Here is a 25,012-nt window from a genome sequence, read left to right as displayed (position 1 = left end):
ACGATATTGACGGATGGGCTAAACGGTCTGGCCATAATAGTCTTTCAGTACCTCAGTGAGGTTGATTTCCTCTTTCTTGATAGTTAGCACGCGGTTGCCCGCGGTGCTCGAGTAAATGATAGCCGTTGGGTACTGCGCTATCATTTCCTCTATTTTGTGAAACAGGCCCTTCTCGTTCAGCGCAAAGACCAGCCCTGGAGAGTCGGGCGCAACTTCAAGGTCCGTGAAGCTGATGGTTTCGCCGTAAGCCTTGTTTTCCAGGATGACGCGCAAAACCACCTGCCAAGGAAGCTCAGGGCGCTCGAGGTTCTCAATATGGTAGCGAATCCCATCCGTCTTGCTAACTGTGAGTAGCCCCAAGTCCTGTAGCAAGCCAGTAGACTCCTCTTCAATATCAACCTTGGCGGCATCTTTGCCTGATGGGGCATAACTCCGCACAAACACGGTAATGTCCGAATCAAGCGTATTCTCGTTGACCGCCGTATTCCGCTCCCCACACTTTCGTGTAACAAAGTGCTGTAGCTGAACCCGACTGAAGGAGAACCCTTCCTTGCGCAGCTCATTGAATACATAATGGTATAGAGACGCCCGTCCCGTGCTTACCAGCAAGTAATGCAAATACCATAGGGTGGCAGTGTCCTCAATGTAAGGGTCGAAGCCGTCGGCACTTAGAAGCTCGTGAGCCACTGGACGCAAGGTGTCGGCCTCATCCGTTAAGCCAAAGGCCTTGAGCCAGTACCGAATGGCAGAAACCATGTTTTTGCCCACGCCAAGTTGTACTACCGCTTCCGGATTGTTGAAATTGCCCCCACCCTGAATAAAGTCGTAACCCTTCTTCAACCAGTTGTTGCGGCACAAGAAAGTATCGTGGCCTTGAAATATAATCCGGTCTAAGAGCATAGCAGCTTTTTTCTGCTAAGGTAGCCAAATAGCTGCTCTGTTACTACTGTCTGCTATAAATATTAGCAAATTAAATGTGCGTCAGTACTACTAACATAGTTAGTGAAAGCAGTTAATGTAAAGGGGGTCAGCTTAAACAACCGCTTACTGCATTCCTACCCGTCAATCTTGAAGCCTCCAGTTTTGGGCTTTCAGCCATTGGGTTAGTAGTGCACCTAGCAGGGTGGGCTTTTGAAACAGACGAATCAGTAATAGAATCTCAAAGCCTACGTACCACTTGGGTAGAGCAGCCATTCCTTAGGTAACGTGTTAGCAGGTTTAGCCGAGCTGGGGCAATTAACTTGCTTCGCCTACCAACTTCACATCATACCGGGCAGCAACGTCCAGCAGAATGCTACGCAGATGCTGCGAATCCTGCGCCAGCATTTCTAGCAGCACAAGCATCCGGTCAAAGGAGTCATTGGTGTTAGCTGGCACGCTACGCGTGAGCACTGCTTGCACTTGCCACAGCTCCTTCAAGTCATTTTGTGGCAATACAAATGGGTCGTAAAACCGATTGTCCGACAGCAGCTCAATGGGCTCGTGGCGTTTCACCGGCCCACGCAGGCGCTTAACCATAATCCGGTCGTGAGCCACCACCACGTACACGTGTTTGGGCTGAATCAAATCCAGTCGTTCGGTATAAGAAGCCACCACCAGGTCTCCCTGGTTCAGCGTGGGCTGCATGCTGTTCCCGGCAACCTCAAAAGCGCGCACTGACTTACCGCCCCGAATCCCGGGGATGCTCAGCGTCTCCAGGTCGCCCATGGTGTCGTCCACATTGCGGGCCAGCAGGTAGCCAGCCTCGGCCTTCACCGATACCAGGCTGATTACCTCCTGCCCATGCGTGTCCACCGTGACGGCGTAGGGCATCCCAGTATAAGCACCTTCCTTGGCCTCGGGCTTAGGCTCCGGTTTATTGAACATCGGCTCAATGCCCCGCATGAGCCATTCCGACCTCACCTCAGGGTAGTGGTCTAGAATGTCCATTAAAGTTTCATAACCCGGCTTGGATTTATTTTGAATGAGCTTATACAATTTTTGTGGACCTTCATAGCCTAAATTCTTGGCTAACTGATAGGCCGACAGGTTATAATGGCTCATCAGGTCACTGATGCGGGTTCCGACGTGCGCTCTTGGGTCCACTTCTTTTGCCGTTAGCTAGTAAACTTTTTTTGCTGTTGTCAACTTTAGTAGGCAAATTTGACACTCAGCATCTAAACAAAGATACGTAATAGCAAACAAAATGGAACACTTCGCAAAGATTATTTCTGACCTGCGTGCCACCTTGCCCAAACGCAACGACTACGCTCGCCGCACAGTTGAGCTACTGGCTTCCCAGGGCAAGACCTATTCCAAGCAGCAGGTCTACAACATCCTCACCGGCCGCTACCACAACACCGACGTTGCCGAGGCCTTCATCAGCGTGGTCGAAACCGAAAAGGAGCGAGTTGCTGCCCTCGAAGCCCGGGCCACCAAAGTCACAGCTGCGTAGCCATGCAAGTCGCCCTGCTAGTGCCCGAACAGGAGTGGCGGCAGCTGCTCGCCGACGTCCAGCGACTCAAAGCCCTGGAAGAGGCCAACAAGCCCGCCCCCGCGCCACCCGACCGGCTTTTCAACGTCCGCGAAGCCGCCGAATATCTGCGTTTCACGCCCGAAGGCATCCGCAAGGCCCGCCGGGCCGGCCGCCTCACCGGTGTGCGCCTCAACGAGAAGGAGTGGGGCTTTCGCCTCTCTGAGCTCGACCGCTACGTGAAACGCTACCACCGCCAGCTGCCGCCGTCCCCGGCCGTGCCCCAGGGCCGCCCGCTGATGTCACAGGCAGCTTAATTCCTTCCCATCATGTCCCAGCTACTCCCTATGGTCGGACCCGACAGTCCCGAGGCATCTACCTCCATCATCACCATCCAGAAAGTCAAGCTCAAAGACTTGCATCTGACCTGCGAATTCACCGAGCAACGCACCGACGACGCGCCACTCCGTGCTTTCGCCCTCACCTGCGCCGAGCAGGTGCACCCCGACCTCCTCCACGCCTTCAGCCGCCTGGTGCCTCACCTGTGCCTGCTCACCGAGCAGCTAACCGAAACTGCCGACTACTGGCCCGACGACTCCGAAGAACTCCCCGCCCTCTTCGTGTCCTTCACCGTCACCGGTTTCTCTATAGCCCGCCACCAGGGCGGCGCCACGCTCATCGGCCAGCGCGTGCTCACCGGTGGCCGCGTCCTAAACCTCACCACGCCCTACCAATCCTTCGACGACGAGCTGGCAACCTACCCCTACGCTGGCCTGCTCGAAACTACCCTCGCCGCCGCCCTTGCCGAAGTTGAAGCCGCCCTGCGCGGCAAGTGCACAGACTACCGCCAGCTCGACCTGTTCGGGCTCTCCGCCCCAATAGGCCCGGCCCAGTAACTCTGCTGACCCCCTCATGAACTTCATCCGCCACATCCGCACGGCCTTTGATCTGCTGGCTCGGCACCCTGACGCCACCCCGCACCACGTCAGCCTGTACGTGGCCTTGTTCAGCCAATGGAACGAGGAGCGGTTTCCCGAGTCGGTGATGCTGGTGCGGGCCGAAGTCATGCGAGCCGCCCACATCGGCAGCGCCAGCACTTACCTCAAGTGCCTGCGCGAATTGTCGGCCTACGGCCTCATTACCTACCTGCCCTCCCGGTCCGAATACCGCCCCAGCCGCTGCCTCATGCACGAGTTGAAGCCCGCCCAGCTCGCACCACCGCTTGCACCAGAAGTGGTGCAAGCACTGTACTCAAATGAGTTCACGGCTTGCACCAAATCTGATGTAAGCACTAGCACCAAAAGTGGTGCAAGCACTGGTGCAAGCCGTGGTCAAGCCGTAGTCTCTTTTGATAAAGAGGTAGAAACTATAGTAAACAGGAATAAACCCGTTCTATCAATCAAACTGGATGAGGCGGCAGCTAAAAAAAAAAGAGGGGAGGAGCCTCCCTCAGACGAGGAGCTTTTAATGCCCGACGATTCCGAGCTGACTGCCCAGGAGCCACCCTTCAATGCCGCCGCGCATCAAGCGGGCCGAGTTGCGCGAAAAGGAAAGGCCCCCACCACCCGCCGCCCGCCGCGCCCGGAAATTCCTTTCGCCGAATCCGACCTCGCCGACCTCGACGCATTCACCGCCGCCTTCGCCGGCACCGACTACGCGCTGGCCGACCTGCGCTTCTACCACGAGAAAATCCTGAACTGGCGCCAAAAAGGCGAAGTGCCCCTGCGCCGCGACTGGCTCGCCACCTCTAAGCAATTCTTCCTCAACGATGCCGCCGACAACCGCCTCAAGCTCGCCCCCGGCACCCAGCTCCACGAACCTGGCGCCGGCTCCTACGCCGACACCGGAATCCCAACTACTGGCTACCGTTCTAGTCGCTACGACTAGCGCCTTGGCCCGCAGCACCACCCCCGAGCTGCGCGCCATGCTGGCCGACATCAGCATCGGCCTCACCCCAGCCCAGGCCTTGGCCGCCCCCAAGCTCTTCCAGCTCACCCACCGCTTCGGCGAGCGCGAAGTCGTCAAGCTGCTCGTCGTCATCCTGCGCGCCTTCGTCGACTCGCTCCGCGTCAAGGAGAAGCCCGACGCCGCCGACCTCATCGAGCTGGCCGGCACCCTGGCCCAAACCTACACCCACGACAGCCTCAAGGACATCATCCTGGCCCTGAAAGAAGCCCGCACCCACGGAACCAACTTTTTCCAATCCCTCGACGTGAGCACTCTCTACCGCCTGCTCAGCGAGTACTTCGACCGCAAGGCCCGCTACCTCGAACACCGCCACCTTGACCAAAAGGCCACCGGGGCCAGCACCGAAGCCACCACGGTGCAGCTGCTCGGCCAGGCCGCGCCGCGGATGCTCGAGCACGTGGCCCAGCAAATCCCCGCCGACCACCCAAACGCTACGGCCCTTCGCCAAAAGCTCTCCATTACCAAGGCCCGCGAGGTCCGCGGCTTTATCACCCCCGAGCAAGCCGCTGAGCAACGCGCCGAGGCCCGTCAGGCCACCCAGCGCAAGGAGCGCCGTGATTGGCAGCCTACACCCTAATCTCAAGCTGGTTTCATCTGCCTACTTTAACAGTCTTTGGACTCAATTTCTCACTTGGCGATAGCTGAATACCCCCTATTTCAGGAAAAAAAAATGGCTATGTGGCACCTTTCCGCTGAACGGCAAAAAACACGTTGCCCACTTCATCAAATTCAAAGGGCTCAAGGAAAACAACATTGCACGACGTGAGCCACTTACTCCGCTATCGGCGAGATAATTGAGGCGGGCACTTGCTTTCAAATTTCTTCTGCCCTGGCCACTGGTCAGGCCTATATGGAAAAAGACACCACCAGTTAAGCCAAATCACGTGCTAGCTTGCCCTCAAATTGTACATACAACATTTCACTTTCAGCCTAATGAGCACACCTTCTACCAATAAATTGAACAACTGCCAAATGTTTATTAGCAGCTATTTGAATAAAATCGCTGAGAGATTTACTATACCGATTGATGAGGCATTTGAAATCTTATCTATTGCTGCTATCCTTGACAGGCCGTTTGATGAAGTCCACTCTGACATTATTGTTAAAGGAAAGCAAGATGGCGGAATCGATGGGATTTACTTTGAAGGAGATAATGGGGATTACACAATACACGCTTTCCAATGTAAGAATTCGAAATCTTTGAAGCAAAACGATATCGATAAATTTAGAAATGATTTTAAAGACATTTTTATAGACGGTAATAAAATAAATAAACAAAATATAGACAGCTTACTGCCTAAAATTAAGGAATATGAAAAGTTAGTAAACAGTGGAATGGTAATGCAGATAAAACTGCATTTCTTATACAATGGTGACAGGTCAGACAAAAAATATACGCAGAACACCGACCTCTACAATGCCTATCATGTGCAGGGTGAGTTTGAAATACTTGATTCAAATGACATTTATGCCAAAATAAGCTCATTAGTAAAGTCTCAAAACAGAAGAAAGTCTGTCGGCTTTACTTTCAAGCCTGAAAATTCAAACATTACTTCATCAAAAGATAATCAAGGCCTCATCAGTTTCTCGATATATGAGGTTAAGGCAGCAATATTTAGACTTCATGCGTTCCAATTGTGTGAATTACTTGAAGAAGAGCTTCGAATAAATGGAACAATTGAAAAGGCTTTTTCAGATAATATTAGATGGTTCTTAGGTCGCACGAATTTGACAAATGAAAAAATAATTGAAACTATCCAAAGCGATAATAATTTTTATTTCCCCTTTTTGAATAATGGTATAACAATTATCTGCGAGGAATTTAAGTTACCACATAATCCTCAGTTGGGTAAGTATGCAATCCCTACTAAGAATCCAGTGATTGTAAATGGGCTTCAAACGACCTATCTGTTATACCAAGAGTTCTTAAAAGATAAGTCCAAGTTGACAGATGTCTATTTGACCGTAAAGCTCTATCAAACCGATAATCCTGAACTGGTTGATATGATAACTGATGCGACGAATACCCAAAGCGCAATTAGTTTCAAGGATAAATTAAGTAATAAGAAATTCAATTCTTATATCAAAACTGTTTTTGAAAATAAGAATATTGGTTATATTACAAAGCGGGGTGAAGTTTTTACAAATTCATTCAGTACATCACTTCAAAAATCCGTTCAAAATGAGTTGCCACTTACGCTTTGGTATTCTTCATTTTATGAGGAGCCGTACATTGCTTATGCTTCAGCTAAGATAGTATTTAAAGAGATATATCAGGCTAGCATCAATTCAAGGCACCCTCTTCATAATCTGTTTAATGGCAATACAGATTCACCATTGTACGCACAGGTCTTTTTAGCTTATACTATTTATGATATCTATTTGAATAAATTTAGAAAAAATAACGACAAGACTATTGATGACATACATTTTGAAAAGGTTGAAAATCTAGATTCTTTACCAAAAGAATTTTTAGTGTATATGGTCTATAAGGTATTGGAAGATGATTTGGATAGCATAAGTAATGATAAAATTTTTGATGCAATTGACTTCGTTGGTTCCATAATAAAGCCAGGGCCAAACATGTATTATACTGACAAGCATAGCTTTATCAGCGCTGTGCTGGATACTAGTGGTTTTGTTATGGAAGGTGATCTAGAGTTCTTTATGGCAAAAATCATGAATATAAGGGACGAAAAAGAGGCAGCGTTGAACATAGCAAGTCTGCACCCTAGCATTGATAACATTAAAATTTGATTTGTGCTAATGACTCGCGGCACACAAGGGTGCTACGTTTACTTCCAGGATGAGGAAACCGGCCGCTTCTTCCAGAGTCGCAAGGAATAACCTTCTTTTTGTTTAAAACCCAAATAATGTCTTTCCCCTTCGGCCAACAAGACGTCGCAGTCGTTTCCGTTTCAGATTATATTTCCTGGTATTTGGACGCTGAAAACTCTCATTACAACCTGATTCAGCTTCCACCTATTCAGCGCAACGCGGTGTGGAACATCGCGCAAGTTGAGCGCCTGTGGGACTCCCTTCTGCGTGGCTTTCCAATAGGAAGCATGCTGCTAGGTCATCGAAAGAGCAGCCAAAATTCCCGTCAGCTGACTTCTAGCCTACAAAGCACCAGCACATTAGATGGTTTCTTTTTGCTTGATGGGCAGCAGCGTACCCGGGCATTATTGCTTGGTTTCCAACCCAGCGCCACCAGCCGCCTGTGGGTCGACCTGTCCTCTGAGATACCTTCTGATAAACCGGAACACAACGACCGCCGGTTTATCCTGCGCTTACTGACCAATCATCAGCCTTGGGGCATGCGTCGGCGCAACCCCACAGAGGGGCTGAACGAAAGTGAGAAATTTAAAGCACGCCGGGAGTTGCCTAGCAAGCCCCGCTACGATTACCTCACATCCCCAGTAGCTTCATCATCCGAGGATGCCAAGGCTATTTCCTGGCCAGCTGATGCAGAAGTTCCGGTGCCGCTCGATGCTTTAATTAGTCTATGTCGCGGTTGGAGTGGCCAGTTTAAAATGCCTACTTGGGAGCAAGTTAGCCTGCTCATACCGCCGTACTTTTCGAAACCCACAGTTGCGCCAATTCACTTAGACCAACTGCTCGTTGCCTTGCAACAGCTGCTTTCCAGCAACTCAGCTGAAGGCATGCCATCTCGTAGCTTACCGCTGCTCCTGCATCCCGGCGACATTCAGCCTGCAAATCCCGATAAGGAAAATGCCCCTGACGCCATAGAGGTGCTTTTCCAGCGAGTGAATGCTGGTGGAACCGTTTTGGCAGGCGAGGAGATGTCCTATTCACTTCTCAAATCAACTTGGGATAAGGCTTATGACTTAGTCACGCAGATAACTGAGGACAAGGAGGTAGGCTATCTGCTGTCACCTACCAAGGTTGTTATGGCCGCGGCTCGTTTAGCTCGGCGTCAACAAGGTTACCAAGACCTTAATCCGTCGGTACCCCAGTTTCGGCGTTGGTTAAGCCATGCATCTACTAACACGGAAGCAAACCCATTTCTGCAGTGCATGGAGCATTTGCTGGCGCCCGGTGACAACCAATCCACTGCCCGTTTCAAGCAAACGCTGGTGGAATTCTGTAAACTCGCGCTCTACAACCCTAAAGCTTCACAGACTGACCCCGGTCTTCCTAAAAAGCTTCTGCTCGAAGTCAACCCTTTACTAATGCATCCAGTGTTCAGCTGGATATTAGCTAACTTATCTAGTTCTGACTTGCTGGCAGCTAGTCGATTGTCTATGCTGAGGTACTTAATGTACGCAGTAGTAGTAAATCCCGACGCACAGAAATTTGCTAGGTTAGCCGGCGAGGTACTGACTGGCCAATCTGGTGGCCAGTGCTTTCCTGACCAGGCCATCTTCAGCCAGTGGATGCGAAAAGCGGGTGCTCCAGCTATGCCTGGCTTGCAGCAAATCATTCTCGATATACCAGCCAATACCACCGCTGGCTGGCTGAGCAATGGGCAAGAACTATTTGGCCGCTCCGAAGCCACAGAAGAGTTGTCAGCCGACCCATACCATAGTTTTCGTTCACACTTTTGGCACCATAGCAAACTCATGCTCTGGTTTCAGCGTGCCTACCTGCAGGAGTGGTTTGTTGGCTATGATCCAATGAGCCAAGATGCTGCAGATACCCCTTTCGATTACGACCATATTCTTCCTTACTCGCACGCAGTCTGTTCAGGCCGGACGCTTAAGCTGTACGAGGAAGGAAAAGGCGCCGACCGGTTCTATGGCCACCGCTGGTTCTATATCAACTCGTTGGGCAATTTGCGGGCGTGGCCGGCGTGGGCTAATCGTTCCGATGGCAATAAGTGTCATACTGATAAGCTGCACTTAAAAAGTACTGATGCAATAAACTCGGAGGTTGCTACAACCTTGCAGCTAGTCTCCCCCGCAGATTTTCTGCAAGCGTCTGCAATCCCGAGCACCGACCACCAATTGTGGGTAGATGCCGGTGGCCATCCAGGTTACTGGCCAGTTTCGCGCCGTGCAGCCTGGCAACAGGCTGTAGAACGCAGGGTATCTGCGCTGTACGATAACCTCTTCATTGCCTTAGATTTCAAGGAATGGCAGGGATTAGAAGTATCGGTGAATGAGCAAGTCGCTGTATAAGGCTGCGCAGATTTATTAAGCAAACAAATTGGCCATTGATGTCAGGCCAAAGCAAAAATCTTTGCCTGATTAGCATAGCATAAGCGCACAATCCCAATTGGTAAACCACATTCTCTTTATTAACCCATTGTCAGCTACTAGTTTTATGACCCCTGTACAATTCCCTGTACATCAGAACTTCTTGCTCAATCCTCAAGCTTGGGGTAAAGCGGAGCACAGAGATGTTGTCAACTTACTTGATAATGTAATTTCGATTTTTTACTCTAACCTTAATAAAGGTATCATAAATGAACGACCAGTGCTTGTTGTACATTCAAGTTTGCACAATCCGCCAAGGGATTATCCTGAACTCATTACTTTCAATGAAACTTCTTTCATTTTTTTAATTACTCAAGACACCTCTTGGAGCCAGTATGCATATCAATTCGCTCATGAACTTTGCCATTATGTTATTAATATCCCCTTTCCACCAAAATGCGATAAGTTTGGCTGGCTTGAAGAGGCAATTTGTGAGCTTGCTTCAATTTATACATTGAAAAAAATGGCATCAGATTGGAGAATTAATCCGCCCTATCCGAATTGGGTAGTATATTCTGATAGTTTGAATTCATATGCCGATAATATCATACATGCAGAAGAAAATATTCTAGATATCCCATTCAACCAATGGTTGACATCAATTATGGATACTCTTTATCAAAATCGAGTTGACAGAAAGTCAAATAGAATTGTAGCACTGCAACTGCTGCCTGTATTCATCGAACAACCAATCCTTTGGCAAGCAGTTCAATATTTATCAAATGTAGAAGTGACAATACACATGAGTTTTGATAGCTTTATTTCCGAATGGGAAGCGTTCCTTCCTGCTGACCTACAAGCTGGTTTTTCACGAATTCAAGAAGCACTATTTCAGAGCACCAGCAGCTGAAACTCATATTAGTGCAAGTGCAGCGTAATGTTGACAGCTTCCGATACATTTCATTATTCTGCTGCTATTCGAGCTGAATAGTATTTATTTGGCTGTAGTTAATAATCATTAATATTGGTTTTTTAGCTGGCGGTAGTAGAAACCCCAGGTGGCACTAGAGCTAAGTGGTGCTGGGTTCTGCCGAAGCTCGCAGCTCTGCTCCGTCATTAGTGCTACACCATCCTCATACCACCTAGCCCCAGCAAGCACATTGCTTAGGTATTACCAAGTCGGGTGCACCGCGACATTCCTTATACCTTCCTGGTCATTTAGCTCCAACCCCTTTTGTTAGAAAGCCACCAATTGTATTAGCGAATTGTCACTAATCGGATAGTTAATTCCAGCCATTTGCGCCTGAATATAGACTTCCCTAATAACCTTAATCTATCAGGCTTGCACTGGCTACAGATGTCGATTATTTAGTTTTTATTATTCCACCACATGCGCCGCTTCCCAGGCATCCTCTTCGCCATTGGCTATGCCAAGCGACATGCGCACCAGCATCGATAATACCGGCCAACCTGCAGCAGCTGCCTCAGCCGGCATCTGCCGCTGATAAAGCCTAATCACGTACTCCACCAGCGTAGCCGTTGCCGGCCGTTGGTCGAGCAACCGCGGCAGGATTGCCCGCCACTCACTGCCCGTACCTTGGCGCCAAATTATAATTACCCGTTCCAGGTCCGGCTGCGTTTCAACCCGGACCCCAATCAGCATTGGTAGATTAGACATTGTTAGTGTGGCTTTAATCGTGTAGGATAACCGCATTATTCAGCACCGCACCCTCCACAGCTCGCCCCAGTTTGTCGTAAACGCCGGGCTCTTCGCACCCCGCCGCATCCCCCACGGTTCCTGCTTACCTGGCGCTGTTACAGCCGCGCCCACTCGCACCGCGCCGCCTCCGTAACGCTTGTTCAGAGAATCCAGCGCACTCATGAGTTTGGCTCGCTCTGGTGAGCGCGTAGTATCCGCAAATAGCGTAGCCTGTTGGTTTGCGCCGGCCCGCTCCAACCCATCCAGCACGATTCCAGCCTTCACATACCGCATGCCGGGCCGCCAGATTCGCTCCAGTCCCCGCCGAGCCCAGCTTGCCAATACCAGCGTGTCATCCGTGGCCGTGGGCATGGTCAGCTGCGTCGAAAACGAGTAGGGCGGGGGCAAGTTCGCAAACCGACTAGTCTCGATAAACACCGTCAGCAGCCGTGCCGCCATTCCTTGCTCCCGCAGCTTCTCACCCGCCCGTGCGGCATGGGTGGCCACCGCCCCGGCCACGTCCTCCAGCTGCGTCAACACCTGGCCAAACGAGCGCGAGCAGCACAGCGATTTGCGCGCCTCGTCCTCCACCGTCACGCTCGAGCACGGAAACCCGCGCAGCTCGTGCAGCATCCGTGCGCCCACCACCCCGCCCAGGTTCTTGCGGGCCCAGGCGTCGCCCACGCCCGCCAGCTGCGCGGCCGTGCGTATGCCCACGGCGTAGAGCTTAGTGGCCGAGCGCCGGCCCACGCCCCACACGTCTTCCACGGCCACCCGCTTCAAGGCCTCGCCGCGCTGCATCTCATCGTCCAGCACCAACACCCCCGAGCCTTCCCCCGCAATGGCATCCTTCTTCGCCAGCCGGTTAGCAACCTTTGCCAGTGTCTTGGTGGGAGCCACGCCCACGCACACCGGGATGCCCGTGCGCTGCCGCACCGCTCCGCGCACGTCGCCCGCCCAGCCGGCCAGGTTAAAATGCCGCTGCATGCCGTGCAAATCCAGAAAGGCCTCGTCCACCGAGTACACTTCCACGGCCGGCGCTACTTGCTGCAGGTACCACATCACGCGCCGGCTCATGTCCCCGTACAGCTCGTAGTTGGAGGAGCAAGCCACCCCGCCGTCTCGCTCAAATTGCTCCCGTACCTGGAAGTAAGGCACTCCCATTTTTAGCCCCAATTGCTTTGCTTCCTGTGACCGGGCTACCACACAGCCGTCATTATTTGAAAGCACCACAACTGGCCTTCCTTCCAGCTCCGGCCGGAAAACCCGCTCACACGAAGCGTAAAAATTATTAGCATCAACCAGGCCAAACATAAGGCAGTAGGGTAGTGGGCTCGCTTCTTTCGGAAGGGGCCAGGTTACAGGAATCCATTAATCGTCAGGCTCCCCTCTCCACGGGAGAGGGGCCGGGGGTGAGGTTTACCGGGGCCGCACGTAGCTCAGTCCCCGTCTGCCCTCCGTCACCAGCGGGTGTAACACCAGCACCACCACTCCAAAAATTCTCAAGTCATCGGCATTGCGCACCACAATCGGCGGATAAGCCGGGTTCTCCGCCACCAACGCCACCGAATCCACCCGCTTCTGCAGCCGCTTCACCGTGTATTCCCCCTCCACGCAGGCCACCACAATATCCCCGTCCTGCGCTTTCATGCTGCGGTCCACGGCCAGCACGTCGCCATCGTGTATGCCCGCGCCCGTCATGCTCTCCCCGTGGGCCCGCGCCAGGAACGAAGCGTCCGGATGCCGCAGCATCAACCGGTTCAAGTCCACCAGCTCCGATTCGTAGTCGGCCGCCGGCGACGGGAATCCGCACGACAGCAGCACATTCACCATCGGCAAGGGGTGGGCAGAAAGTAGGGGATAGGCTTTGCCCAATAGAATAACATGGTCCATTTGGAAGGGAATTAGGCCGGTGGGTGGGTAGTAAATATTGTAGACTGCTAATGCACTTTAGTTGCTTAGCCTTCGCAATTATACGGCAATGCTAACAATATTAGTTTTGATGATGCTAATAAAATTGTCTTCAGCTTTCTTAATGTGTTGGCCCAATGACTACTAAATTTTAGTGTATAGTCCCAGCAGTACTATGCACACCGTCTAAACTGAAACGAGCGAACTGCCGGGCCGCCGTTTCGTTTCTGGGCGTTTGGCTAACCCAATACCCCGGATACTGCTGGCCTTTCGGGGACTTTGATTGTCAATCCGCTATATCGATACAAAGCGACCGATTGAATCGTAGCTTGCCTGTTCAAAGCTCAACTTTCCCTTTAATTAATTCCACTTCCGCAGGGCTTGCGGCGTGGCCCCTGCCGGTATGCGCTTCTTCCTTTTGTTGGCCCTGCTGGGGCTGTCAGCCATTCCAGCGTCATTGGCCCAGACGCCAAACCAACGCCTGGCCCGCTACCGCTACTACGAAGCCAACCCCTACTCGCTGCGCCGGGTGCTGGCCACCCAACGCACCGACACGGCCCGCCTGCGCCTGTTGCAGCACCTGCGGGATGTGGACGGATTTATCTCCGCGGCGGAAGCGCGCGCGGGGAACGGGGAACTCGCCCGGCTGGCCCACCGGCTCCGGCGGCCCGAGGCCCCGGCCTACCGGCTGGCCGCGGCCTGCTTGACCCTGGCCGAGGCGAAGGCACCGCCAGCCCAACAACTCGACACGGCGCGGGCGGCGCTGGCCGCGTTTGACCGGCTGGGACGGCCCGCGCCCGAGCTAATCGGTACGATCGGAGGGCTGCTCCGGCAGCTCGAGTCCCCCGCGGCGAGCCTGGCGTTCTACCACGCCCAGGCGGCTTACTACCGCCGGCGCGACATGCCGGAGAATCTGTACGCGTGTTACCGGGCGCTGGGGGGGACTTATGTACGCCAAGGAGATTACAACCAAGGCATCAGCTATATCCTGCGGGCAGCCGACCAAGGTTGCGCCTACAACCGGTACCGCCAGTTTAACGAGCTGGGCGTAGCGGGCACCTACTACGCGGACTGGGGCAACCCGACTAAGGCTTTGCACTTCCTGCGCCAGCGGGTGGCCTTGCAACAAGCGCTGCCTCACCTAGACGGGCATGACTGGAACGCCTACCCGAATTGGGCCATCGCCCAGGCCTACCGGCAGCTGGGCGACTACCCCGCCGCTCTGCGCCACGCCAGCTTGTCCCTGGTGGGCGCCCCCACCGACACCACCCGCAGCTACGCCTACGAGGTGCCGAGGGTCCAGGCCTACGGGCGGGTGGTCAAAAGCGCGGTGTTGCTCGACCTGGGACGCGTGGCCGAGGCCGGGCCCCTGCTGGCGCGCGCCCAGCACCTGGCCGATTCGCTCCACCTGGGCTTGATCAATCCCTCCTTCGGCCCCTTCGAGCTGGACGCCACCTGGGCGCGCTACCACGCCGCTCGCGGCGAGCCCGCACGGGCCGAAACGGCTTGGCTCGCGGCCTACGGCAAGGCCCGCGGCATTAAGTCGGTGCCGCTGCGCCTGGCCTACCTGCGCGCGCTGGCTGACTTCTACGCCCGGCAGGGGCAGGACGCGCCCGCCGGCCGCTATGCCCGAACTGCCCTGGCCCTGAGCGACTCGCTGCGCACCCAGCAGGGCACGTTTCAAGTAGCCGGCTACGAGGCCGAGCGCGCCGAGCAGACCCAGCAGGCCCGCATCGCCGGCCTGCGCCAGGCCCAAGTGCAGGAGGCCGCCCGCGCCCGGCGCCAGCGCCTGGTGCTGTGGGCGGTGCTCGGTGGGGCCACGCTGCTGGTCGCGCTGGCCGCCATCCTCTACGCCGCCTTCCGCCGCTCGGAGCGGCTCAAGCGCCTGGTCACCGAGCAGAAGCACGACCTGCAAAGCCAGCGCGACCAACTCGATGCCTCGCTCACGGAGTTGCGCACGACCCAAGCCCAGCTGATTCAAAAAGAGAAAATGGCGAGCCTGGGCGAGCTCACCGCCGGCATTGCCCACGAAATTCAGAACCCCCTGAACTTCGTCAACAACTTCGCCGAGGTAAGCAGCGAGCTGATGAGTGAGTTGGAAGAAGCGCAAGCGGCCGGCGACGGGGAGGAAGTGGCCGCTTTGGCCGCTGACGTACGCCAGAACCTGGGCAAAATTACCCAGCACGGGCAACGCGCTGCAGGCATTGTGAAGGGCATGTTGGAGCATTCGAGCAGCAGCGCTGGCGAGCGCGCACCCACGGACCTGAACCGCTTGTGCGACGAGTACCTGCGTTTGGCCTACCAGGGCCTGCGCGCCAAAGACAAGAGTTTCAACGCCGCGCTTACCACCGAGTTCCTGCCTGACTTACCTCGAGTAACCATGGTGGGCACGGATGTCGGGCGGGTCTTGCTCAATTTGTTCACCAATGCCTTCTACGCCGTGCGCCAGCGCCAGCAGCTGGGCGAGCCCGGCTACCAGCCCCAGGTGGGCGTGCGCACCCTCGTGCTGAATCAGCAAGTGCACATTCAAGTCACCGACAACGGTACGGGCATTCCAGCGGCCGTGCAGCCCAAAATCTTCCAGCCCTTTTTCACGACCAAGCCCACGGGCGAAGGCACGGGCCTGGGCCTCTCGCTCTCCCACGACATCATCGCCCAGGGCCACGGCGGCAGCCTCACCGTCGAGAGCCATCCCGGACAAGGCACCGCATTCACCATTGCGCTACCTCAGTAGGGTATCGGCATCCGCTTATGAAACACTTTTTACTCTTGCTGTCGCTACTGTTGGGACTTCCTGCTTTTGCCCAAGCGCCGGACACGGCCGGGCAGCGCATCGCTCGCCTGCCCGCCGAGGGCCTGCTGCTGAGCCACGGCTGGCGCTACCACACCGGGGATGACCCCGCCTGGGCCCGCCCCGACTTAGATGATAGCCGCTGGGATACCCTGAATCCCACCCGCCCCCGGCGCGAACTGCCGACGCGCCTGCACACGGGCCTCGGCTGGCTCCGGCTGCGTTTTCAGCTCGGCGATAGCCTGCGCCTGCGCGCCCTGCTGCTGCAAACCACCGGCAACGGCGCCTGGGAGCTGTACCTCGACGGGCAACGGCTGCAGCGCCAGGGCACCCTGGACCCCGACCCCCACCGGGTGCGCGTCAATCCCCATCCGCCCGAACCGCTGGAGCTGCCCGCCACCGGCCGCGCGGGCCACGTGCTGGCCGTGCGCTTTGCCCCCTGGCACCACCCGCTGCTGCACCAGAGCCTCGACGAGGCGCATGCGTTTAGCGCGCGCCTGCAGGGCGCGGCCCAACGGCGGAAGGCCACCGCCGAGCTAGCGGCCGCCGGGCCCGTCTTTTTGGCACTGGGGAGTGTGGTTGGGCTACTTATGCTCCTGCACCTGGCCTTCTTCTACTACAACCCGGCGCGGCGCGCCAACCTGTACTTCGCCCTCTACACGGGCGCACTGAGCCTGGGTGCGCTGGGCGTCTACTCCACTCCAGCCGTGCCCTTCTCCTCGCCGGTCGAGCGCCTGGCCTTCGAGCTGCTAACATGGCTGCTGCTGGTGTCGAGCGGCTTATGGGCCGCCCGGGCGCTGTATGCTTTGTTCGGCTTTCGGTCCGGCTGGCTTTACGCCGGCCTGTGCGTGTGTTGCGGCGCCCTGCTGGCCTACTCCGCGGTGGAGGTGGTGCACCACAGCTTTCAGAACGGCGCGTTTTTCGGCTTCATGATGGCCATCGTGCTCGCCACGGCCGAGCAGCTGCGCCTGACGGGCCGGGCCTTGCGCCAGCGCCGGGGCGGCGCGGCCATCATCGGGGTGGGCTTCGCGGCGGCGCTGCTGGCCGTGCTCGGGTTCATACCCATCGTGACCAGCGAGACAATGTACTCTGCTCTGGTAAGCGCGCTCATGTATCCCCTCATGTTTCTGCCGCCAGCGCTGGCCATCTCGCTGTTTCTGGCCCGCGAGTTTGCCCTCGATGCGCAGCTGCTGCAAGTCAAGCTGGGGGAAGTAGAAACGCTTTCGGCCCAAACCCTGGCCCAGGAACAGGAGAAACAAGCGCTGCTGGCGGCGCAAAACGAGACGCTGGAAACGCAAGTCGTCCAGCGCACCGGCGAATTGCAACGCTCCCTCACGGAGCTGCGCGCCACCCAGGCCCAGCTCATCCAGAAAGAGAAGATGGCCAGCCTGGGGGAGCTCACCGCCGGCATTGCCCACGAAATCCAAAACCCGCTCAACTTCGTCAACAACTTCTCCGAAGTCAGCACCGAACTAATGGCCGAGCTGGAAGAAGCCCAGGCCGCCGGCGACACGGAAGAGGTCGCGGCCCTGGCGGTGGACGTGCGGCAGAACCTGGGCAAAATCACCGAGCACGGGCGGCGAGCGGCGGCCATCGTGCGCGGCATGCTCGAGCACTCGCGCACGAGCACCGGCGAGCGCGCGCCCACCGACGTCAACCAGCTGGCCGACGAGTACCTGCGCCTGGCCTACCAGGGTCTGCGGGCCAACGACAAAGGCTTCCAGGCCACGCTGCAAACCGACTTGGCGCCGGGCCTGCCGCTGGTCGAGGCCGTGGGGGCCGACCTGGGCCGGGTGCTGCTCAACCTGTTCAGCAACGCCTTTTACGCCGTGCACCAGCGCCAGCAGACCGGCGAGGCGGGCTACGCGCCCACGGTCGGCGTGGCCACCGCGCGCGCGAACGGCCACGTCGCCATCCGGGTGACGGATAACGGCACCGGCATGCCGGTCGCGGTGCAGGCCAAGATTTTCCAGCCCTTCTTCACCACCAAGCCCACGGGCGAGGGCACCGGCCTGGGCCTTTCCTTGAGCCACGACATCATCGCCCAGGGCCACGGCGGCACGCTGGCAGTACAAAGTCAGGACGGCCAGGGCACCACGTTCACGATTTGCTTACCCGTCTCTCCCGTTTAGCCCATGCGTGCTTTTCTACTTCGCCTGCTGAGTGGGCTAACCCTATTGCTGCTGCTCAGCCCCGCAGCCCGTGCCCAGCCCAGCCCGGCCGATAAGGCCCAGTTCCAGCGCCGGCTGCGCGCCATCCACTACGGGTACCGCTACTGGGATGCGCCCTTCGACTCGTTGCAACGCGTGCTCGCCGGCCAGCACGTGGATTCGCTGCGCCTGCAAACCCTCGAGCACGTGCTGGACGTACCCACCGTCACGGTTTCTCAACAACGGGCGTACGAAGCCGCCGGGCAAGAAGCCGCGGTGCTGGCGGCCCGGCTGCACTACCCCGAGCGCGTGCCGCTGCGCCTCGCGGCCTACTACTGGTCCAACGTCGCCAACTCGAAGAACCAGGCGGCGCTGCTCGACACGCTGCGCACGGCCTTGACGTACTACGACGCCCTGGGGCCCAAGCCACAGACCAGGCTGCTAGCCGCTATTAGCTCCGGCTACAGGGGTTTGAACCAGCCGGAGGCGAAGCGGGTATTTTTTCAGCGCCAGCTCGCCTACTACCAGCCGCACGGGGCCGCGGAAAACGTGGCTTACTGCCACCGCGGACTCGGGGGGTACTATTTGTCCCGGGGCGACTACAACCAGGCCATTAGTCACGAGCTACGGGCAGTCGAACTGTTTCGTACCGTTAGCAAATACATGTATTACAATGAGATGCGCGTCATTGGAGCCAACTATGCCGCCTGGGGTAATGGCGCCCGGGCCCTGCACTACCTGCAGCAAGGCGCGAACTGGTCCGGCACGCCGCCTAGTAGTGAGCGGTACGTGACTCGCACCATTGCCAGCATCTACCTCCAGCAGGGGCGTTACCCGCTGGCCCTGCGTTACGCCACGCAGGCCCTGCGCCCGCGCACACCCGCCGATACCGTGTCGGCCGCCGACCGAGCCGCGGGCCTGGTGCAGCAAAGCGCCGTGCTGCTGGCCCTGGGCCGGCAAGGCGAGGTGCCTGCCTTGCTGCAATACGCTCAGCACCTGGTCGATTCGCTGCGCCTGCCCCTGTTCTCGTCCGTGGGAGACTGCGAGCTGAACGCAACCTGGGCCCGGTACTACACGGCCACGGGCGCCACCTCCCGCGCCGAAGCGGCCTGGCAAGCCGCGTACCGCCAGGCCCGGCAGGAGCACCGGACGCCGCTGCGCCTGGCCTACCTGCAGGCCTTGGCCCTCTTCTACCAGCAGCGCGGGCAGCCCGCCCGTTCCAATCCGTATGCCCTGGCCGCGCTGGCCCTGACCGACACGCTCAACACGGCCCAGGCCACCACCCACGTGGCCCAGTACGAAATCGAGCAGGCCGACCGTGCCCAGCAGGCCCGTATTGCCGCCCTGCGCGAAACCCAACTGCTCGATGCGGCCCGCGCCCGGCGCCAGCGCTATGTGCTCGGGGCCGTGCTGGTATTGCTGGCGCTCATTGGCGGATTCTCGTTTTTGCTTTGGCGCGGCAACCGCCGCCAGCAGCAGGCCAACGCCGCGCTCAACCGCCTCAACCAAGCGGTGACGGCTCAGAAGCAGGAGCTGCAAAACCAGCGCGACCAGCTTGACACCAGCCTGACCGAGCTGCGCGCCACCCAAACCCAGCTCATCCAGAAGGAGAAAATGGCCAGCCTGGGCGAGCTCACGGCCGGCATCGCCCACGAAATCCAGAACCCGCTCAACTTCGTCAATAACTTCTCCGAAGTGAGCAGCGAGTTGCTGACCGAATTAGCCGAAGAGCAAGCCCGCCCGGAACGCGACGCTGGCTTGGAAGCGGAACTGGTGAGCGACCTGCGGCAGAACCTGAGCAAAATTACCCAGCACGGGCAGCGGGCGGCGGGCATTGTCAAAGGCATGTTGGAGCACTCCAGTTCCGCAGCCGGCGAGCGCGAGCCCACCGACCTAAACCGCCTCTGCGACGAGTACCTGCGTTTGGCCTACCAAGGCCTGCGGGCCAAGGACAAAAGCTTCAACGCTACCCTTAATACGGATTTCCTGGCCGACTTGCCGCGGGTCACGCTAGTGGGCGCCGACGTGGGCCGGGTGTTGCTCAACCTCTTTACCAATGCCTTCTACGCCGTGCGCCAGCGCCAGCAGCAAGGCGAGCCCGGCTACCAGCCCCAGGTAGGCGTGCGTACCGTGCTGCTCAATCAGCAGGTGCAGATTCAGGTCACGGATAACGGCACGGGCATGAGCCCGGCCGTGCAGCAGAAAATCTTCCAGCCCTTCTTCACCACCAAGCCCACGGGCGAGGGCACGGGCCTGGGCCTGTCGCTTTCGCATGACATCATCGCCCAAGGCCACGGGGGCTCCCTTGCTGTTGAAAGCCAGGAAGGACAGGGTACCGCCTTCACCATCACCCTGCCCTGCTAATTCTCCTCTCTATCCTGCATGAAACACACTTTACTGGTACTACTCGTGCTGTTAGGCACCACCAGGGGCCTGGCCCAACCGAAGGAAGGCGTCAGCCCAATCCCCGATACCCTCGCGCCAACCATCACGCGCTCGAGGCTGCTGCTGGCCAAAGCCTGGCGCTACCACGCCGGCGACAACCCGGCCTGGGCCCGGCCCAACTTCGACGCCAGCCGCTGGGACACGCTGATGCTGCGCTTTCCGGGGCGCGAAATGCCCCGCACTACGCAAACGGGGGTGTACTGGCTACGGCGGCGCTTCCGGCTAATCGACAGCCTGCGCCAGCGCACCCTGGTGCTCCAATGTTACCGCATGGGCGCGGTTGATATTTACCTCAACGGCCGGCTGCTGACCGACAGTGCCCACCGGGCACGCACGCGCGGATTCTTCTACGAGCCCGGCCTGCTGGAAGTGCCTCCCAATGGGCCCGCTGAGCAAGTGCTGGCCGTGCGCTTTGCGCCCCGCCGGCTCCCCCTGCTGCTTGGGGCCGACCGGTTAATTCCGTTGCAATTGGTGTTGGTTACCGTGCCAGAGCAGCAGCACCGGGAGATTCTTTCTGCCAATTTGGATGCCATTTATTGGGTGTTGGCCACGGTGTTTCTGCTGCTCGCCTTGCTGCACTACACGTTCTATCTCTACAACCCCGCCCAGCGGGCTAACCGGTATTTTGCCCGCTACGCCCTGTGTTTTTGCCTGGGCCTGCTATGCGTGAAGTATCAGGCCCATGGCTACACGGAAGTTCCCTCGTGGGAGTGGGCAGCCGCCACGTCGATGATTCAATTTACACTGCTTTTTCTCAGTGCCTTCTGGATGTCACGGGCCATGTACAGCCTGTTCGGCTTCCAGACCGGCCGCGTCTACGTGGGCTTGGTGGCAAGCGGATGCTTGTTCCTGGTAGCGCAGGAGCTCACCCTGATTTCGCCGTGGTACCTATTTCCGTACCTGCTGTTTGCGACCCTCATGCTGGCCGAGCAACTGCGCCTCACCGTGCAGGCGTTGCGGCAGCATCGGCGGGGGGCGCGCATTATTGCCGTGGGGTATGCTGCAGGGCTACTGGTCATCGTGGTTTACATGGGATTAAGGTTGCTGGGCTTCCCCTTGCCTGTGCTGTTTAGTAACTTCTTTCTGCTGTTGTCCATCCTGCTGCCGGCGCTGGGGATTTCGCTGTTTCTGGCCCGTGAGTTTGCCCTGGATGCGCAACTGCTGCAAGTGAAGCTGCGCGAGGTGGAGCAGCTGTCGGCGCAAACCCTAGCCCAGGAGCAAGAAAAGCAAGCGTTGCTGGCCGAACAGAACGAAACGCTGGAGCACCAGGTGGAGCTGCGCACGGGCGAGCTGCAACGCTCCCTGACCGACCTGCGGGCCACGCAGGCCCAGCTCATCCAGAAAGAGAAGATGGCCAGCTTGGGCGAACTCACCGCCGGCATTGCCCACGAGATTCAGAACCCGCTCAACTTCGTCAACAACTTCTCGGAAGTCAGCGCCGAGCTGGTGGCCGAACTGCGCGAGGAACGGGCCAAAGGAGTGGAAGCGGATGCCGGCCTGGAAGAAGAGCTATTGGAGGACCTGACGCAGAACCTGAGCAAAATTACCCAGCACGGGCAGCGGGCGGCGGGCATTGTCAAAGGCATGTTGGAGCACTCCAGTTCCGCAGCCGGCGAGCGCGAGCCCACCGACCTGAACCGCCTCTGCGACGAGTACCTGCGCCTGGCCTACCAGGGCCTGCGCGCCAAGGACAAAAGCTTCAACGCCACCCTCACCACCGACTTCTTAACCGACCTGCCGCGGGTCACCATGGTGGGCGCCGACGTGGGGCGAGTATTGCTCAACTTGTTCACCAACGCCTTCTACGCCGTGCGCCAGCGCCAGCAGCAAGGCGAGCCCGGCTACCAGCCCCAGGTGGGGGTGCGCACGGTGCTGCTCAACCAGCACGTGCACATTCAGGTGACCGACAACGGCACGGGCATGAGCCCGGCCGTGCAGCAGAAAATCTTCCAGCCCTTTTTCACCACCAAGCCCACCGGCGAAGGCACGGGCCTGGGCCTCTCCTTGAGCCACGACATCATTGCCCAAGGCCACGGTGGCTCCCTTGCTGTTGAAAGCCAGGAAGGACAGGGTACCGCCTTCACCATCTCGTTGCCTGCATAATCCTTTGGTCGCTATGCTAGTATCTACGCTACTCAAACGGGTTGCTGTGACCGTGGGTCTGCTGACGCAGCTCCTGCCAGCCGGCTCGCTTCGGGCCCAAACCTTTCCACGCCAATACTGGGAAGCCAACGGCGACTCGCTGCGCCAGGTGCTCGACACCCAGCGCACCGATACCGCCCGCCTGCGCACGTTGCTGCACCTGGACCACATCTTCGACGGCTACCTTTCAGAGGCTGACTTCTACCGCAAGCTGGCCGAAAAGGTGACGCTCACGCGGCGGCTGCGGCGTCCCGAAGCCCCCGCTTTTCGACTTTGGCAGGCCGGTATACAACTCAACAAAGCCAGGTTAGGCACCGCGCCGGGGCGCGACAGCCTGCGGCGGGGGCTCGACAGCCTGCAGGCCGCCGTGGTGGCGTTCGACCGGCTGGGCTGGGCCATCGAGTGGCCACTGTCAGCTGTGTCCCAGCTCTTTGCCAAGCGCAAACAACCGGCCGCACGAATAGCCTGGCTGAAAGCCAAGGCGGCCCAGTACCAAGCCAGCGGGTCCCGGCAAAACCTGACTTATTGCCACTTTATGCTCGGCTACCCGTTCGCAAATCAGGGCGACTACAACCAGAGCATCAGCCACTACCTGCGTGCGGCCGACCTAGCCAGTTCATTTGACCGGTATCAGCAGCACAACCACCTGACGGTGGTGGGCTACTACTACGCCGAGTGGGGCAACCCAGCCCAGGCCCTGCGCTACCTGCGCCAGGCGCTGGCCGTGGCGGCCGCGCTGCCCCGCCGCGACGGCTACGACCAAAACGCCTACACCTACTGGGGCGTGGCCAAGGCTTACCGCCAGTTACGCGACTACCCCGCCGCCCTGCGTGCCGCCGACCAGTCCCTGGCCGGCGTTTCCTTAGATACGACCCGCCGCTACGCCGCCCGTGTTCCGGAAGTTCGGGCCTATGGGCTGACGCTGAAAAGCGCCGTCCTGCTCGACATGGGCCGCGGGGCCGAGGCCGCCCCCCTACTGGCGCGGGCCCAGCAGCTGGCCGACTCGCTTAAGCTCGGCATTTTAAACAGCGGCGGCGCGATGGAGCTGGATGCCACCTGGGCCCGCTACTACGCCGCCCGCGGGGAGCCCGCTCGCGCCGAAAAAGCCTGGCTGACCGCCTACAACAAGGCCCAAAGCTCCCGGTCAGTGCCGCTGCGCCTGGCCTACCTGCGCGCGCTGACTGACTTCTACGCCCGGCGGGGCCAGGCCGCACCCGCCGGCCGCTACGCCCGCACCGCCCTGGCCCTGAGCGACTCGCTTCGCGCCGGGCAGGGGACGTTTAATATGGCCGGCTACGAGGCCGAGCGCGTTGGGCAGGCCCAGCAGCAGCGCATCGCCGCCCTGCGCGAAACCCAGCTGCTGGAGGCGGCCCGCGCCCGCCGCCAGCGCCGCGTGCTCTGGGCTACGCTGGCCGGGCTGGCCCTGCTCGCTGGCCTGGGCTTCGTGCTCTGGCGCAGCAACCGCCAGAAACAGCAAGCCAATACGTTGCTCGACAACTCCCTCACGGAGCTGCGCGCCACCCAGGCCCAACTCATCCAGAAGGAGAAGATGGCGAGCCTGGGCGAACTCACGGCCGGCATCGCCCACGAGATTCAGAACCCGCTCAACTTCGTCAACAACTTCTCGGAAGTGTCGGCCGAGCTCATGCTGGAGTTGGAAGAAGCGCAAGCGGCCGGCGATGAGGAAGAAGCGAAGGCGCTGGCTGCCGACGTGCGCCAGAACTTGGTCAAAATCACCCAGCACGGGCAGCGCGCGGCTGGCATTGTGAAGGGCATGTTGGAGCACTCGAGCAGCCGCGCCGGCGAGCGCGAAGCCACGGACCTGAACCGCTTGTGCGACGAATACCTGCGCCTGGCCTACCAGGGCCTGCGCGCCAAAGACAAGAGCTTCAACGCGGCCCTAAATACGGACTTCATGGCCGACCTGCCGCTAGTAACCCTGGTGGGCGCCGACGTGGGCCGGGTGCTGCTCAACCTCTTTACCAATGCCTTCTACGCCGTGCGCCAGCGCCAGCAGCAAGGCGAGCCCGGCTACCAGCCCCAGGTGGGGGTGCGCACGCTGGTCTTGAACCAGCAGGTCCAGATCCAGGTGACGGACAACGGCACCGGCATGAGCGACGCCGTGCAGGGTAAAATCTTCCAGCCCTTCTTCACCACCAAACCCACGGGCGAGGGCACCGGGCTGGGCCTTTCGCTCTCCCACGACATCATCGCCCAGGGCCACGGCGGCTCCCTGACCGTGGAAAGCCAAGAGGGCGAAGGCACCGCGTTTACTATCTCCTTACCTGGCTAACC

Annotated in this window: 18 protein-coding genes; 13 read left to right on the top strand and 5 right to left on the bottom strand. The window is 58.1% G+C overall.

Annotated features, from left to right (window positions below; translation table 11 throughout):
* Nucleotides 1-18 precede the first annotated feature (18 nt).
* Both LJ738_RS16105 and LJ738_RS16100 read right to left on the bottom strand, forming a co-directional pair.
* On the bottom strand, nucleotides 19-900 hold the full coding sequence (locus LJ738_RS16105) for a DUF4007 family protein (protein ID WP_227787415.1): 882 nt from the start codon (nucleotides 898-900) through the stop codon (nucleotides 19-21).
* A 336-nt stretch (nucleotides 901-1,236) separates the two neighbouring features.
* A complete protein-coding gene (locus tag LJ738_RS16100) occupies nucleotides 1,237-1,929 on the bottom strand; it encodes a S24 family peptidase (RefSeq protein ID WP_227787414.1) in 693 nt (230 codons plus the stop codon).
* 256 nt (nucleotides 1,930-2,185) lie between these two features.
* On the opposite strand from LJ738_RS16100, the gene LJ738_RS16095 reads away from it, so the two are divergent.
* From LJ738_RS16095 to LJ738_RS16060, 8 genes are all read left to right on the top strand, one after another.
* A complete protein-coding gene (locus LJ738_RS16095; protein ID WP_227787413.1) occupies nucleotides 2,186-2,434 on the top strand; it encodes a hypothetical protein in 249 nt (82 codons plus the stop codon).
* 2 nt (nucleotides 2,435-2,436) lie between these two features.
* Nucleotides 2,437-2,769 carry a helix-turn-helix domain-containing protein gene (locus LJ738_RS16090; protein ID WP_227787412.1) on the top strand — a complete coding sequence of 111 codons (333 nt, stop codon included), beginning with the start codon at nucleotides 2,437-2,439 and terminating at the stop codon, nucleotides 2,767-2,769.
* A gap of 12 nt (nucleotides 2,770-2,781) precedes the next feature.
* Nucleotides 2,782-3,348, top strand: coding sequence for a hypothetical protein (locus tag LJ738_RS16085; protein ID WP_227787411.1), 567 nt, complete (start codon nucleotides 2,782-2,784; stop codon nucleotides 3,346-3,348).
* A 16-nt stretch (nucleotides 3,349-3,364) separates the two neighbouring features.
* Entirely contained in the window at nucleotides 3,365-4,339 is a 975-nt protein-coding gene (locus LJ738_RS16080) for a hypothetical protein (protein ID WP_227787410.1), read from the top strand.
* A 4-nt stretch (nucleotides 4,340-4,343) separates the two neighbouring features.
* Nucleotides 4,344-4,997 carry a hypothetical protein gene (locus tag LJ738_RS16075; protein WP_227787409.1) on the top strand — a complete coding sequence of 218 codons (654 nt, stop codon included), beginning with the start codon at nucleotides 4,344-4,346 and terminating at the stop codon, nucleotides 4,995-4,997.
* 413 nt (nucleotides 4,998-5,410) lie between these two features.
* On the top strand, nucleotides 5,411-7,177 hold the full coding sequence (locus LJ738_RS16070; RefSeq protein WP_227787408.1) for an AIPR family protein: 1,767 nt from the start codon (nucleotides 5,411-5,413) through the stop codon (nucleotides 7,175-7,177).
* Nucleotides 7,178-7,275: 98 nt separating this feature from the next.
* Nucleotides 7,276-9,561 carry a DUF262 domain-containing protein gene (locus LJ738_RS16065; protein ID WP_227787407.1) on the top strand — a complete coding sequence of 762 codons (2,286 nt, stop codon included), beginning with the start codon at nucleotides 7,276-7,278 and terminating at the stop codon, nucleotides 9,559-9,561.
* 145 nt (nucleotides 9,562-9,706) lie between these two features.
* The gene (locus LJ738_RS16060) at nucleotides 9,707-10,489 is read left to right on the top strand and encodes a hypothetical protein (RefSeq protein ID WP_227787406.1); all 783 of its coding nucleotides are present in this window, start codon (nucleotides 9,707-9,709) and stop codon (nucleotides 10,487-10,489) included.
* Nucleotides 10,490-10,957: 468 nt separating this feature from the next.
* On the opposite strand, the gene LJ738_RS16055 is transcribed toward LJ738_RS16060, so the two are convergent.
* The 3 genes from LJ738_RS16055 to umuD form a co-directional block, all read right to left on the bottom strand.
* On the bottom strand, nucleotides 10,958-11,257 hold the full coding sequence (locus tag LJ738_RS16055; RefSeq protein ID WP_227787405.1) for a hypothetical protein: 300 nt from the start codon (nucleotides 11,255-11,257) through the stop codon (nucleotides 10,958-10,960).
* A 39-nt stretch (nucleotides 11,258-11,296) separates the two neighbouring features.
* A complete protein-coding gene (locus tag LJ738_RS16050) occupies nucleotides 11,297-12,592 on the bottom strand; it encodes a Y-family DNA polymerase (RefSeq protein ID WP_227787404.1) in 1,296 nt (431 codons plus the stop codon).
* Between the two features lie 105 nt (nucleotides 12,593-12,697).
* Complete coding sequence (gene umuD / locus LJ738_RS16045; protein ID WP_227787403.1) at nucleotides 12,698-13,171, bottom strand: translesion error-prone DNA polymerase V autoproteolytic subunit; 474 nt, start codon at nucleotides 13,169-13,171, stop codon at nucleotides 12,698-12,700.
* A gap of 421 nt (nucleotides 13,172-13,592) precedes the next feature.
* Between umuD and LJ738_RS16040 the strand changes: the two genes are divergently transcribed.
* Genes LJ738_RS16040 through LJ738_RS16020 form a run of 5 tightly spaced genes read left to right on the top strand, consistent with a single transcriptional unit; the run spans nucleotide 13,593 to nucleotide 25,010 of the window.
* A complete protein-coding gene (locus tag LJ738_RS16040; RefSeq protein WP_227787402.1) occupies nucleotides 13,593-15,923 on the top strand; it encodes an ATP-binding protein in 2,331 nt (776 codons plus the stop codon).
* Between the two features lie 17 nt (nucleotides 15,924-15,940).
* Nucleotides 15,941-18,112 carry an ATP-binding protein gene (locus tag LJ738_RS16035; protein WP_227787401.1) on the top strand — a complete coding sequence of 724 codons (2,172 nt, stop codon included), beginning with the start codon at nucleotides 15,941-15,943 and terminating at the stop codon, nucleotides 18,110-18,112.
* 3 nt (nucleotides 18,113-18,115) lie between these two features.
* Nucleotides 18,116-20,494 carry an ATP-binding protein gene (locus LJ738_RS16030; RefSeq protein ID WP_227787400.1) on the top strand — a complete coding sequence of 793 codons (2,379 nt, stop codon included), beginning with the start codon at nucleotides 18,116-18,118 and terminating at the stop codon, nucleotides 20,492-20,494.
* A gap of 18 nt (nucleotides 20,495-20,512) precedes the next feature.
* On the top strand, nucleotides 20,513-22,678 hold the full coding sequence (locus LJ738_RS16025) for an ATP-binding protein (protein WP_227787399.1): 2,166 nt from the start codon (nucleotides 20,513-20,515) through the stop codon (nucleotides 22,676-22,678).
* A gap of 13 nt (nucleotides 22,679-22,691) precedes the next feature.
* Entirely contained in the window at nucleotides 22,692-25,010 is a 2,319-nt protein-coding gene (locus tag LJ738_RS16020) for an ATP-binding protein (RefSeq protein WP_227787398.1), read from the top strand.
* The last annotated feature ends 2 nt before the right edge of the window (nucleotides 25,011-25,012 follow it).

This window comes from Hymenobacter plasmatis (assembly GCF_020711255.1).
Lineage (GTDB): Bacteria > Bacteroidota > Bacteroidia > Cytophagales > Hymenobacteraceae > Hymenobacter.
This window is presented reverse-complemented; position numbering and strand designations above follow the sequence as displayed.

What these genes read in the sequence shown, in the direction of transcription:
- LJ738_RS16095 (WP_227787413.1), top strand. Translation starts at nt 2,186, where the DNA reads ATGGAACACTTCGCAAAGATTATTTCTGACCTGCGTGCCACCTTGCCC.
- LJ738_RS16030 (WP_227787400.1), top strand. Translation starts at nt 18,116, where the DNA reads ATGCGTGCTTTTCTACTTCGCCTGCTGAGTGGGCTAACCCTATTGCTG.
- LJ738_RS16085 (WP_227787411.1), top strand. Translation starts at nt 2,782, where the DNA reads ATGTCCCAGCTACTCCCTATGGTCGGACCCGACAGTCCCGAGGCATCT.
- LJ738_RS16080 (WP_227787410.1), top strand. Translation starts at nt 3,365, where the DNA reads ATGAACTTCATCCGCCACATCCGCACGGCCTTTGATCTGCTGGCTCGG.
- LJ738_RS16035 (WP_227787401.1), top strand. Translation starts at nt 15,941, where the DNA reads ATGAAACACTTTTTACTCTTGCTGTCGCTACTGTTGGGACTTCCTGCT.
- LJ738_RS16040 (WP_227787402.1), top strand. Translation starts at nt 13,593, where the DNA reads ATGCGCTTCTTCCTTTTGTTGGCCCTGCTGGGGCTGTCAGCCATTCCA.
- LJ738_RS16020 (WP_227787398.1), top strand. Translation starts at nt 22,692, where the DNA reads ATGCTAGTATCTACGCTACTCAAACGGGTTGCTGTGACCGTGGGTCTG.
- LJ738_RS16055 (WP_227787405.1), bottom strand. Translation starts at nt 11,257, where the DNA reads ATGTCTAATCTACCAATGCTGATTGGGGTCCGGGTTGAAACGCAGCCG.
- LJ738_RS16090 (WP_227787412.1), top strand. Translation starts at nt 2,437, where the DNA reads ATGCAAGTCGCCCTGCTAGTGCCCGAACAGGAGTGGCGGCAGCTGCTC.
- LJ738_RS16025 (WP_227787399.1), top strand. Translation starts at nt 20,513, where the DNA reads ATGAAACACACTTTACTGGTACTACTCGTGCTGTTAGGCACCACCAGG.
- LJ738_RS16050 (WP_227787404.1), bottom strand. Translation starts at nt 12,592, where the DNA reads ATGTTTGGCCTGGTTGATGCTAATAATTTTTACGCTTCGTGTGAGCGG.
- LJ738_RS16060 (WP_227787406.1), top strand. Translation starts at nt 9,707, where the DNA reads ATGACCCCTGTACAATTCCCTGTACATCAGAACTTCTTGCTCAATCCT.
- umuD (WP_227787403.1), bottom strand. Translation starts at nt 13,171, where the DNA reads ATGGACCATGTTATTCTATTGGGCAAAGCCTATCCCCTACTTTCTGCC.
- LJ738_RS16105 (WP_227787415.1), bottom strand. Translation starts at nt 900, where the DNA reads ATGCTCTTAGACCGGATTATATTTCAAGGCCACGATACTTTCTTGTGC.
- LJ738_RS16100 (WP_227787414.1), bottom strand. Translation starts at nt 1,929, where the DNA reads ATGGACATTCTAGACCACTACCCTGAGGTGAGGTCGGAATGGCTCATG.